Raw genomic sequence first — 13,049 nt, forward strand, 5'->3', positions numbered from 1 at the left:
AAGGAAACAGCCAAGATGCATCCTGTCACGGCAAAGCTCGCCGCCGATATGTCCATCGACGAACAAATAGGGCAACTCTTTGTTGTAGGCTTTCATGGGACAACACCTTCACCCGATATTGTCGATCTGATCAAAAACCATCATGTTGGCAATATTATTCTGTTCTCACGGAATGTGCAGGATACCGCACAGGTGCGCGCCCTGACGTACGAGCTTCAGCGCATCGCACATGAGGCCGGACATCGCTATCCTCTACTCATTACCGTGGATCAAGAAAATGGAATGGTCCAGCGCCTGGGCAAAGGATCAACCGCCTTCCCTGGTAATATGGCTCTGGGAGCAACTGGGTCAATACAACTGGTACAGGACGTAGCCTATGCCTGCGGCCAGGAACTCAAGGCTCTGGGCATTAACATGAATCTGGCTCCGGTTGTTGACATCAATAATAACCCGGCCAACCCGGTGATCGGGAACCGCTCCTTTAGTGAGGTGCCTCAGGATGTTGCCCGTATGGGAGTTGCTGCACTGGAGGGCTATGCCCGTGCAGGTGTCATCTCCTGTTTGAAACATTTCCCCGGACACGGTGATACCGCGGTCGACTCTCACCTGTCGCTTCCGGTGATCGCCCATTCGCTCGAACGTCTTGAACAGGTGGAGTTGGTGCCCTTCAAGGCAGGCATCGCAGCCGGAGCCGATAGCATCATGACAGCACACGTGTATTTCCCCACCCTGATCGAGGAAGAGGGCATTCCCGCAACGCTGTCCTCAACCATTATTCGCGGCTTGCTTCGACAGCGGCTCGGCTATCAGGGCGTTGTCATTTCTGACTGTCTGGAAATGAACGCCATTTCAAAGACCTTCGGCTTCACGCGTGGAAGCGTGATGGCGCTGCAAGCAGGCATCGATCTGGTACTGATCTCACATGTGTACGAGCATCAGCTTGAAGGCCTGAACGCCATTCGGGAAGCGGTCGCCAAAGGAGTCATCTCAGAAGAAATAATTCAGGAGGCACTGGAACGTGTTCTTGAACTCAAGGCGCGGCGCCTCTCCTGGGAGGATACGCTTGCCAGGCAAACAAACACTATTGTGAACAGCCCGGAGCATCAGGAACTCAGCACCCAAGCGTATGAGCGCTCAACAACCGTGATCAAAGATGAAGCGGGGCTGCTTCCACTGCGCCTGCAACCGGAACAACGTGTCCTGCTCGTGTATCCACAGAAGGATATCTGGACCAAAGCGACCGACCAGTATCATCAATTCGAGGTGCTGGCACATGCCATACGCGAGCGGCATCCGCAGGTGACAGCCCACGCCTATAAGCCGGTTGAGAATGAAGCCACACCCACAGAACTGCTTCAGGCAGCGAACGAGGCAGATCTGATTATCGCCGTCACCGTCAATGCCAACATCGATCGGGCTCAGGCACAGGTACTCAAAGATCTACAGCGCACCGGTCGCCCCTTGATCGGCATCGCGGGCTACAATCCGTATGACCTGCTGGCCTTCCCTGAGCTGACCACTTATCTGGTCACTTATGAGTATACCGCGCCTGCCTTAACAGCGGCGGCTCGTGTTCTCTTCGGAGAGATCTCCGCTCAGGGTCATCTGCCGGTCAGCCTGCCCGGCCTCTATGAGCACGGACACCATCTCTAGAAACCTGCGCAGGGAAGAGAGAAACAGTCTCTCTCTTCCCTGACACCTGTTATACGGGGCGAATGCGTCCCTCATAGCGCCTGACAATTTCCAGATTTCGTTCTATCCCTCCCGGAACATTTGCCGAGATATAGACCGGTACCTCTTCACCTCGTTCCAGTAACAGACCGATTGTTTCCGCCGTTATCATCTGAGCAATCAATACCCCGGTGATCGAAGAGACCGCACAGGCAGTTCCACCACCAGGCAGCTCCAGCAGAGCATCACCGAACGGACCATGATTATCAATCACCACATCGGCAAATTCATAGAGCTTCTTGCCAGAGGGGTGACGCGAGGACACACGCTGTGTGTGCTGCATCGAGGTTACGACAACCAGAGGATATCCTTTTTCTTTCACCTGCCGGGCCACTTCCACCATCGCAACATTCACGCCTGAATTCGAACAGAAAATAAATGCGTCATGTGGCTCAATGCGATAGCAGGAAAGAAGCTGCTTTCCCGCTTCAGGATCGCGTTCAATGTCCGGATGCACCACGACTTCGTGTGGCCAACCCGCTTTCAATGCCAGGTCCTCCAGATCCATCCGGTTGACCGGGACAAGACCTCCGGCCCGGCCAGCAAGTTCCATCGCAAACGCTCGTGAATGACCGGTGCCATACGCATGAATCACGCCACCCTGTGTGATGCTACTGGCAAAGATTTCAGCCGCTCGTGCAATGACGTCCTTCTGACTTTGAAGAACCCGCTCAACTATGACCGAAGCCTGATTCCAGAAAAGGTCCATACCGAAACGTTGCTGATCGCTCATTTTACAATCCTTCTACTGCTAAAGCAGAAATATACGGTCTGAACTCTCCATCTCATCCCCCGCCTCACAGCTATGTCAAGGCATACACCACTATCTCCTTGCTCCGAACGAGTTCCTTCTTCGGTATCGCGAAAAAGAAGGTGTTCGCTCTGCAAAATGTACCTTCAACGCCATGATATGTCAATTCTCTGTAAGTCAGGCAGCGCTTCTCTTCTCAATCAAGAAGAACGATATAAACGAGAGATGATCCCCTCATACTCGGTCAGGAGCCGCTCAAACTCACGAAGCAAGCGAGCAATCTTATTCATCTGTATAATCATCTCGTCCCGCTTGTGAAACTCCTTGCTCAGACTCTCCTTGAGGAACTCAAGAAAGGCGATCGACTCATTGACGTGAAGCTGAAGCGAGCCATTGCGATTCTTGAGCAGGAGGTGTTTTTCATAGACTCGAAACAGGGGAGCATACGGTTTTTGTAGAGCCTGCGTGGAGGTATCGGCAGCGAACGGCAGTGATGATAGTTCCTCGGTGTCGATTTGAGAGCTGCTGTGCTGTAACACTGCCGCAAGCGCTCGAATAAACTCCAGGAAGATATAGTAGAGATCCGCGAGAAAACCACGTACCCGATGTAGTGCATCTTCAATAGAGAGTGCTCCTGTATAGATCTCATGACTATTTCCATAATTTTCGACATTTCCATAGTTTTCTATGATTTTTTGCACCTCATCGATGGTGGTCATTGATTCATTAAAGCGTCCGACAAAAGAGCCCATCACGCCGCCGCGTTCCATCCCCAGATAGGTTTGATAGACCTTGTAGAGATCCGCCAGCGTGCGCTGATCGACACGTTGTTCGCCCTCGCTCTCCTTCCCCCGTACTGATCTGGCCTCCTGTTGCGTGGCAAACGCTTCATCCAGATCACTGAGAAATTGCAGCGTTTTTTCCAGATCACCGATCAACTCACGTTTCTGCGTCTCTTCCAGTGCCGCTTTATATTTCACCAGACTTAAACAGGCCAGAACCGTTGTGACCGCATGCTCAAGTGGCGACACCTGAAAGGATTCATTCTCACCCATAACGAAAGTGCCCTTCCCCAATCACAACATCTACCGCCGCTCACGTCGGGCCCGATGTCGGGAGCATCCCCAAACACCAGACCCGGCGCCGCCTCACGGCAGTACATTCAACGTTACCGTAACACTTTGTGGACTTCCTCGCACCACCTGTCCCCTTTGATCGACCGCTGTAATAGTAATTGTTCCTTTGTACGTTCCAAGCAACCGGTTTCCAGGATTGACATGAACCGTAATCGTGCTTCCCTGACCGTTGTCAACACCTGAAGAGAGCGAGAGCTGGATCCAGTCCTGTCCCTCAGCATCAATCGTAGCCTGCCACGTTACCGGGTAGGAACAAGCTCCACTAACATTCAACTGAATATCCTGGCCGCCAGGCTTCGGATTGAGCAGCGAGGCTCCAAAGACCAGTTCAGCGGGCGATGCCGTAAAGGAGCACGGTGGAATCACATTCAGCATGACCGTGACCGCCTGGGCTGGTAAATTTGCCGTATTACCCTGCATGTCGGTCACAGAGATCTTGATTAAGGCGCTATAGCTCCCCACCCTCAGATTTGTTGGGTCGACTTCCAGTGTTAGATGATCCGACTTTCCTGCTGCCAGCATACCGCGGTTCTGCGTCAAAGAGAGCCAATCAGCGCCCGCCGAATCAATATGTGCCTCCCATGACAGCTCACCCTGACCGGTATTGGAGACCAGAACCTCCTGCTGTTGCCGCTCGCTCTTTCCCTGCGAGATATTAAACGTCACCAGCGAGGGGAACACAGTATATGAAGCCTCCTTTGCTGTCTCGCTCGCTGTTTCCGTTGGCTGTACAGAAGGCGTGATCTGATTGACGGTTGGCGTTGCGGCCGTCGTCGAAGAAAGATGAAGCTGCACCAGCACTGTTTGTGTCTGCTGCTTGCTTTCCAGAATGATGAAGCCCTGCTGCTCGGCCTCGGTCTGTTTCACCTCGACCTGTAACATGGTCTTGCCGCCGGCTTCCAACCAGCCCGATGCAGGAGATACCGCGAGCCATTTAGCCTGCGTTTTGGCCCTCCAGGAGACGCGACCATTACAGGTCGAGGCCAGATGGATACCAAGCTGTTGCGGCGCAACGTTTGTCTGGCCCTGTGCAGCCTCAAAGCTCAGATTGCGCCGATCGGTTGCCAGCCCACAGGCGGGCAGGACATCAAGCGCGATTGCGACCGACTGAGGTGTGTTCAGGGTTTGCTGCTCCGCACTAAAGGTCACAATGCTCCCGTATACATAGGGCAAAAGGTCACGGCTCTTCACCCTGACATGCACAGTCTGCGTCTTGCCCGGCGCAACCTCTCCTTGAGATGGGCTGATTGTGAGCCAATCGACATCGCTGTGCAAGATCGGGCTTCCAATCAATGAGGGCATCGCAGCTTTTCCCGCGACTTTCCAGCGTAATGGTTGTTTCCCCTCATTCCGCACCGTCAGCGTCTGCTCCTGCCGCTTTTCATCGCCATCACTGGTCGTAAAAGAGAGCCCCGGAGCAACAACGCTCATGACCGAACTACTGGTAGTATGCAACGGGAGCACGACCATCTTGACCTGAATCGTCTCTACTCCCGTGTTCGACGCGATCTGAATTTCTCCTTTGTACTCTCCGGGAGCCATCTTTGCCCGGGAAACGGCCACCGCGATATTCTGACCGCTACTAAATGTGCCCCGGCTCGGAGTCAGGAAGAGCCAGCGCTGATTACTGCTGGCCGTCCACGAGATTGCGCCACCACCACTATTCAAGAGCTGCAAGGGCTGGATGGTGTTTGCCCCTTGAAGGGCGGCGCCCATGTCAAGCATTCGCTGTCGAATCTGAATCCGTGGAGGTTGCACCCGACCGGCCCCGACGACCTCTATCACCGTACTGGCAACATAGTGTGTGTGGACATCCTGCGCCTGAATCGAGTGGCTACCGGCCTTCCAGCTATCATCAATATGCAGCAAGACCTCCGCTTCGCCCTGCTCATTTACCGTGAGAAAGGGCGAAGCGTTCTCAGTACGCACACTTTCCTGAATATCTCGGGTCAGTAATACCTGCGACGAAGACGGAAAATATTTCAACTGGAGCTTGAGCGGCTGCCCCCGTCTGGCAATGCCGGGAACGGCCATGATAATCGGCGAAGCGCTGCTCTGTTCCTGCTTACTGCTCCTGTTCAAAAATACAAAGTAGACCAGTAAGAGATCAACAAGCAGAGCCAGAACGGCAACAACTGTTAGAATCCGAAAACCCGCGCGCAAACGCTTTGCCACAGCCTTGCGCTGACCTGTTGAACTCAGAGCCCCCGTACGAATAGGCTGTTGTTTCTCCCGCTCAACGGTGATGGTTTTCTCTTCCAGGGCCGGTAAAAGCTCATCTACTTCTGGAGGAAATTCCTGCACCTCCGAGAGCAGTGAACGTAAAGCAGGCGAGTTCTCCTGAAGAACTGGCGATAATTCCTTCACAAGTTGGGCATTCTCCCGCAAAACAAGCGTTCCGTGAGAATCCCCTTCGTCCGGAAGGTTCCGCTCTTCCTCCTGATCCGTCTGTGGCCGAACAGGAGGTGCCTGGCGAATGTCTGCTCCCCCTTCTTCCTGCGAACGATTGAGAAGTGAGGCTTGACAGCTTTCGCAAAAAGCTGAAGATGCTACCGTTGCCCTGTTACAGCGTAGACATTGGCGCATATCCTTCTCTTTCTACATGCACATACTGTTTCGTTGCTAGGACAATGCAAACTTAAATACATCAAATACAACCATTACGCATCTTTGCAAAAACTATCAGCATTTTTCTGAATTGTAACTACTACATACTATTTTACATAGAAAAGCAATAATTCAAGCCATATAGCCTATTTGTCATAGTGAAAGTACTATGCTTTACACAAGCCCTCAAGTATATTCACGCATATCAATACACTTTTCCATCTACTATACTTCTTTACCTCTTCCTGACAACCACAGAAGCCTGTGCCTCAGGTTGCGTGCTTGAGGGAAGCGAGCGGTTGGCATGACTCATGTCTGCCGGGGCAAGCCAGCGCCGGGAGAGGTGAGGAAAGGCGGGAAAACGAGCAAGACATCAACTGTACAGGTTTTCCTGGTCAATCATTCAGATACCCATTGCCTGGAAGGCCAGATCACGACAACGATTGCCGGCGCGTCTCATCCTCTCATGTAGCTGACGCACCTCAATCAACTCAATATACGTCCAAATCCTGTCTCCGAACTGACCGAAATCTACACCATCTGCGAGTAACAGCGAGAATGGAAGCAACCAGAACAGGCGTGGCTCCTTGCCCGATAGAGGGCGATAAGGTCGTACAGGATATCGATCCAGAAACGCACGACGGGGACACAATGAGCAAAGTCATTCTGCGCAGAAATCTGTCACGAAGGGATACCCATCCAACAGCAACCGCAAAGGTGTTTCGCAGTGGCAGGTTCTCCCCCGACAATATCGACGCCTGGCACCCGGATGACTCTATCAAGCTGCACGAGCGTGCAAAGAAGATAATTTCTCGGGAAGGAGAACCACAATGACGGTCGAGCAGGTAATGGCTCGTCACCCGATAGTACCAGGATACGCGGTTGTCGCAATCACGCATGAAAACCCTGAGCGAGCGTCCTAAAGCCTGGCTAACAGACAAGCGCCGAAGAAATTATCCTCCTTCTATCACAAACAAATCGCGCAGTTCACGCGTCCTGAAGCAGTCGAGTTCTGCAAGTGTCGTAAACTCTCAACAGAGAAGACACAGAAGTATATGCTGGCGGAAAGGAATGGAGCGGGAACAGTCAGCGTATGCATAGGTAAAATGTCTGGGCTTGCGACGAAACCACACCACAAGCCCAAATCTATCAATACAACGCTCATGTAGAAGGGGGCTCCTGCGGAGACAGAATCGTTCGTTCCAGATTGGCCCGCTCGGCCATTTCCAGCAATTCATTCTCAAAGATTTTCCACATTTCTTGCTCGGCTTGCTTCACTTCAAGTGCTCGCCCCTTTCTTCCCTCTTCCTGCATCAGTTGATTCACGCGCGCACGGAAATGTTTAAAGTGCTCATCTTGCTCTGTATATTTCGGCATCATTTTAAGCTGAATAGCCTGAAGCTCATAAAATTCATGTGCCTCAAATGCCAGTACCAGTAACTCGGCATAATATTCTATAAGCTTCAGTCGCGCAGTCGTGAAATAGTTGGGCTCTGCACAGGACACCAGCAAACAACCTGCCACCCGATCAGCCCGGAAAATAGGATACGCTGCCGCACTTCGCTCCCACTTATCCCATTTCCCGGGTAAAATGCCAGTATACTCTTTGCTGTTTTGAATCATACGCGGATGACATGAACTCACAACATATCCTGCCAGTGACTCTATGCCCAGAAAAACAGCCTGCTGTTCAAGATTATCCTTCCAGGGGGTATACCCATAGCCAACATATTCCCTCAAACTCCGAATACGGCCATGAACGGGAGGCATACATTTTACCAGCGTAACCGCCATACCACGTCGCTGAGGAGCAAGCTGTTTCAATGCATTCTGCAATACGATTTCAATAATACACCAGGATCGTTGAACACGAGGCAACATAACATACTTTGAGAAAACTTCTGCATACACCCTGGAAGGGATAAACAGTGTCTCATCCTTCGCCTCTGTTCCCTCCCCCAGTGGTAAGAAATCCGGGAACTCGGCCTGAAGCAGTTCTAACCAGACAGCACGCTCCTCTGGAACGAGGTCCAACAAGCGCCGCAGATGTTGATAGCGAGGATTTGAGGTGTTCTGAGCCCAACGCAGAAGCGTAACAGCATTCACTTTCAAGGCTTTCGCCAGGCTTTGACGCTCACGTGGGTCCTGTATCTTTTGACTCAGGAGCGATCTCCAGGAGGACGGTCTTTCCACATCTCTACCCTTACTGCATGATATCCAATTCAATACGTCACTATTCAAAATAGTATCAGCAAAGCATGACGTACGTCAATTCATCTGAAAAATTTTTATTTATTTTTAATCTCATCTCACCAACAAAGCAGCGCCTTGCAAACGATGTACTAACCATCTATACTGAGAGCAGGAGTCAGGGCTTCGAAAGATATAACACAGAAGAGGTATTGTATAATGACACTTGCACAGCTCTTATGGCAAGAAAATCGCGATCTCGCTCAACAGGCACTGGATCATCCCTTTATGCATGGGATACGCTATGGCACCCTCCCATACGCGGTTTTTCAGCATTACCTGGCTCAGGATGCATTCTTTCTCAACGCGTACGCCCGGGCGTATGCGCTGGCACTGGTATATGCTCCCGACACGCAGGGCATGCGCGACTTTTATGAATTGCTCTCCGGTGTCTTCGCCGAACTTACGCTCCATGAGCGGAACGCGAAAGGATGGGATATTGATCTTACACAGGTTGTCCCGGATACAGCCACGTTGGCCTACACTGATTTCTTACTGGCAACAGCTACGCTTCGTGATATCGGGGAGATCTGTGCAGCGATGACGCCCTGTATGCGTCTCTATGCCTTTCTGGGGCAGATGCTTGCCTTTCAGGAGGTGACGGAAGCTCACCCCTACCGGGATTGGATTCATACTTACGCAGCACCAGAATTTGAGGCACTCGCGGTCCGGCTTGAAACGCTACTCGATCGCTATGCCAGTGATATACCACCAGTTCATACGACGTACCGCCGCGCCATGCAACTTGAGGTCGCGTTCTTCTCGGCACAAGCAATCCCATCCACATCCTGAGGGATAGGAGACAGAGAAACCTCTACTTCTGCCCTCGCCATGCCCGCTACAACAGCACATCCTGCTTCATAATCCCTGGTTGCTGGAGCCGAGTTCCAATCCGCTCATTGACGTTCTACAATAAAAAAGGCCAGATAGCGTATGCTCTGGTCAAAACAGGGTAATTGTTTGCTTGAGAAGAGCAAGCCACCGCACCGCCATCAATGCCCAATTATGGAGAAACCAACGAGGACGCAGTGGAAAACCGGCGGGCTGTTTTGGGCTTGATATTGTCTTCTATGCCATTCCCCATCACTTGATCTCCAATTTGGAGTGTGATCGCTCGAGATCGCTCTTCCCCTGCAGGCTTTTCCATATGCAGATAAGCTCGAAAAAGGAAGGTCTTTTTGCCTGCAAGCTTATGCAGCGGCTACCATGAATTTGCATGTACAACGACACGAGGAGCGCTTAACACAATAGTGAAGGCTGAATAGCTTTGCCCACCTTCTTGCGCGCAAAATCCGGTATGAGCGGCTGACAACGTCTTCCTATGGGAGCGGTCGCAGAATCGAGCGACAGCTTCTCTTCAAGGAAGGCACAGGTTTCTTCGAGAATCACAGAGGAGTAGCTTATTACAGGCTACTCCTGCGGTAAAAATCGCTTCTGCATCATTCCTCTCCTGATCAATGCACCAGCGTCCAGGTAGCATGTGTTTTCACTTCCAGCAGGGAAGCATCGGCGGTTGTTGCATCTGGATCGACAAAGACGGGCAGGGCCACAGTAAAGGTACTCCCCTTGCCTTCCGTGCTCTCTACCTCGATTTTGCCTCCGTGTCGTTCAACAACCTTCCGAGCGATGAAGAGGCCAAGCCCCAGGCCGGGGCGCTCACCGTTCAAGACGTGCACATCAGGCACACGATAGAACTGATCGAAGATCTTTCCCTGCTCCTCTGGCATAATCCCGATACCCTCATCCTGAACAGAGATCAGGGCATTATAGCCATGCTGCATGATCGTGATCGTAATGGCGGATCCTTTCGGCGAATACTTGCGCGCATTTGACAGCAGATTGAGCAGCACCTGACAGATACGATCGCGATCGGCATCAATCAGTACGGGCTCTCCCCCAACGATCTCGGTTGTCAGCAGAGGGCCAGAGCCGCCTGTATATGTCGAGAGCATTTGCTTGCAGAACGCCACCAGATCGAATGGCTGACGGCGTAGCACAAACATATTGGACTCCATTAAGGAGGTATCCAGCAGATCTTGAATGAGAATGTCCGTTCGGCTCACCGACTGCTCAATATCTTTCAGCCCCTGCAAAAGCACTTCACGATCCTCTCCACTTTCGACCTGGCGCTGAAGCAACTGGACCAGGCCAAGCACACCAGAAAGCGGTATCTTCAGCTCATGCGCCACAATTCGCATCAACTTTTCCTTCATCTCATTGGCGGCGATCAGCTCACTGGTGCGCTTTTGTACCTGCCACTCAAGCGTCTTCGCATGTTGCGCAAGCGCGAGATGCTGTTCTTTAACCTGCCGCCGCAACTGATGAGCTTGAATAGCGCGCTGGAGAGCTGCGACAAACGCATCACGATCGATCGGCTTTAAAATATAATCATAGGCTCCACCCCGTAAGGCGCGAATTGCCAGATCATACTCGCCATGCCCGGTAATCAGCAGGGTCGGGGTATCGGGTCTGAGCTCCTGTATCTTCGACAGCAATTCCAGCCCATCCATACCTGGCATCTTAATATCACTGATAATCGCGTCATAATCATACTTCTGAATGAGCTCTAGAGCCTTATCAGCGGTATCGCTGGTCTCAACCTGAACATCCTTCAGGCGTAGCTGAAGCGTCTGAGGTAAGGCCTGCAACAACGCGACATCGTCATCAACAATCAGGATATGCGGTGTATTCATAGTGGCGCTCTGAACCCTTCTTTCGATTTTATTAAATGATACGCTAATGACGCTTCCGATCGTTTCAAAGGGGCCCATTTGTCTTGTATCCTGTTTCACTATCCCCTGCTCACAAAAGTGTCACAGAAGGCAGGGGTAGAGAATACGGGTTCTAACAGGCAGGGCGAACGAGATAGCATCACCTATTCTACAGAGAAAAAGTAAAGAGCCGGTAAGTGTAACAAAGACACTTGTCGGCAGGAAAGCGCATGAGGAGAGGAGGGAGGCACAGACCGACCGGAATTACAGCTTCCCAGAACGGGCGTGGAAAGTTTGCGTAGTGGGGGGCTATCTTCTATAATAAATAAGGTTGTGCATAGAAACCTGACGCCACCAAAACAAGAGTCTGCCAGACTACGTATAGACAAAACGGTACCTATCTTTTATATAATAGGGTGATTCTTCGTGTTGAATCACAAACCTGTTTTGGGTATGGAAAAGCACGTTTCATAGGCAACATTCCCACTTTCCTGAAGCATACCTGGGTCCTTGAGGCCCTTCATGAGAGAGGGAGCCCAGTAGCAGTCCAGGTGGCTGTACAGGACCGAACAAACACGAAGAGAGCAGAATCCCACAAATAGGATCGGGTGGGCATCCTTCTTTATACGGAAACAAACTGCACTTAGGAGGCGTATTACTCAGTAGACAGGTGACTAAGAATAATCAAGCGCAGCGCTCCCCTCAATGACGAAGGATCCTCGATGGCGAAGGAAAAAAGCGCGCTGTGACCAATTCTCGTGATAAAAGCCTCCTTTTCTTACCCTACTACTACTACTTTTACCAGGAGCCGTCATGAATACGGAACAAAAAAAGCGGTCGAAGGCCTCTGATGCAGCCGAAGCCAACAAGCCCGACGTCGCAAAGCTTGAAAACGAAGACAAAGACACCTTGTTGCAGTACTACACACAGATGGTACTGATCCGTCGTTTCGAGGAAAAATCGGGCGAGATGTATACAAAGGCTCGCATTGGTGGCTACTGTCACCTCAATCTGGGCGAAGAAGCCACAGTTGTCGGGTTCTCTCATGGTCTCGGCCCCGATGACTACGTGTATGCCAACTATCGCGAGCATGGCTACGCGATTTGCCGCGGCATCACACCGAAATCAGTCATGGCTGAACTGTTCGGTAAAGTAACTGGTTGTTCAAAAGGGCGTGGTGGCTCGATGCACCTGGCCGATGTCAGCCGCCATTTCATGGGTGGCTATGGCATTGTCGGAAACCAGATTCCTCTTGCCGTCGGCGCAGCGTTTGCTGTGAAGTACAAAGGGGGCAAAGAAGTTGTCGCCTGCCAGATGGGCGATGGTGCAACCAACGGCGGCCCATTCCATGAGTCCCTGAACATGGCAAAAATTTACAAGCTGCCAGTTGTCTTCTTTGTGGTCAACAACCAGTATGGTATGGGCACCCGCGTTGACGAGGGCTCCGCAGTGGCAGAGCTCTATCGCAAGGGTTGTGCCTATGATATGCATAGCGTGCGCGTTGATGGCACCGATGTGCTGGCAGTCCGCGACGCCATGCAAGAGGCGTGTCGTCTGGCACGCGAGGAGAGCGAGCCCAGCCTGATCGAAGCCGTGAGCTTCCGCTTCCGTGGTCATTCCGTGGTTGATCCAGACCGCTACCGCGATCGTGATGAGGTCCGCCGTCTGCGCGAGCAGTATGACCCCATCATGAAGTTTGAGAGCGTGCTGCGCGAAGCCGGTCTGCTCGACGACGCCAAAATCAATGAGATCGAGAAACAGGTTGAGCGGGAAGTTGAAGAGGCCGTCCAGTTTGCCGAAGAAAGTCCGTTCCCCGCTCTTGACACTCTCTATGATTACATCTATGCGGGCGAAAAATAAGGA

At 51.8% G+C, this 13,049-nt stretch carries 9 protein-coding genes; 3 read left to right on the forward strand and 6 right to left on the reverse strand.

All coding sequences use genetic code 11. The features are described 5' to 3' along the window. Positions 1-15 precede the first annotated feature (15 nt). Positions 16-1,653, forward strand: coding sequence for a beta-N-acetylhexosaminidase (gene nagZ, locus EI42_RS03460; protein WP_111318834.1), 1,638 nt, complete (start codon positions 16-18; stop codon positions 1,651-1,653). Positions 1,654-1,702: 49 nt separating this feature from the next. Here the strand turns inward: nagZ and EI42_RS03465 are convergent, their stop codons facing one another. The 5 genes from EI42_RS03465 to EI42_RS03485 all read right to left on the reverse strand — a co-directional run bounded on the left by EI42_RS03465 (position 1,703) and on the right by EI42_RS03485 (position 8,418). Then, the gene (locus EI42_RS03465) at positions 1,703-2,464 is read right to left on the reverse strand and encodes a sugar isomerase domain-containing protein (RefSeq protein WP_211326006.1); all 762 of its coding nucleotides are present in this window, start codon (positions 2,462-2,464) and stop codon (positions 1,703-1,705) included. Positions 2,465-2,682: 218 nt separating this feature from the next. After that, positions 2,683-3,537: a hypothetical protein gene (locus EI42_RS03470; protein WP_111318836.1), complete on the reverse strand. Its 855-nt coding sequence runs from the start codon at positions 3,535-3,537 to the stop codon at positions 2,683-2,685. A gap of 93 nt (positions 3,538-3,630) precedes the next feature. Further along, complete coding sequence (locus EI42_RS03475; protein WP_111318838.1) at positions 3,631-6,204, reverse strand: BACON domain-containing protein; 2,574 nt, start codon at positions 6,202-6,204, stop codon at positions 3,631-3,633. A 424-nt stretch (positions 6,205-6,628) separates the two neighbouring features. Then, on the reverse strand, positions 6,629-6,877 hold the full coding sequence (locus tag EI42_RS31840) for a hypothetical protein (RefSeq protein ID WP_137686107.1): 249 nt from the start codon (positions 6,875-6,877) through the stop codon (positions 6,629-6,631). 509 nt (positions 6,878-7,386) lie between these two features. Further along, positions 7,387-8,418, reverse strand: a complete 1,032-nt coding sequence (locus EI42_RS03485) for a GAF domain-containing protein (RefSeq protein ID WP_111318842.1) — start codon at positions 8,416-8,418, stop codon at positions 7,387-7,389. A 216-nt stretch (positions 8,419-8,634) separates the two neighbouring features. On the opposite strand from EI42_RS03485, the gene EI42_RS03490 reads away from it, so the two are divergent. After that, the gene (locus EI42_RS03490; protein WP_111318844.1) at positions 8,635-9,267 is read left to right on the forward strand and encodes a TenA family protein; all 633 of its coding nucleotides are present in this window, start codon (positions 8,635-8,637) and stop codon (positions 9,265-9,267) included. A 662-nt stretch (positions 9,268-9,929) separates the two neighbouring features. Here the strand turns inward: EI42_RS03490 and EI42_RS03495 are convergent. Next, positions 9,930-11,168, reverse strand: coding sequence for an ATP-binding response regulator (locus EI42_RS03495; RefSeq protein WP_111318846.1), 1,239 nt, complete (start codon positions 11,166-11,168; stop codon positions 9,930-9,932). Between the two features lie 831 nt (positions 11,169-11,999). On the opposite strand from EI42_RS03495, the gene pdhA reads away from it, so the two are divergent. Beyond that, positions 12,000-13,046: a pyruvate dehydrogenase (acetyl-transferring) E1 component subunit alpha gene (gene pdhA / locus EI42_RS03500; protein WP_111318848.1), complete on the forward strand. Its 1,047-nt coding sequence runs from the start codon at positions 12,000-12,002 to the stop codon at positions 13,044-13,046. Positions 13,047-13,049 lie beyond the last annotated feature (3 nt).

Origin of the sequence: Thermosporothrix hazakensis, assembly GCF_003253565.1 — a bacterium.
GTDB classification, from domain to species: domain Bacteria; phylum Chloroflexota; class Ktedonobacteria; order Ktedonobacterales; family Ktedonobacteraceae; genus Thermosporothrix; species Thermosporothrix hazakensis.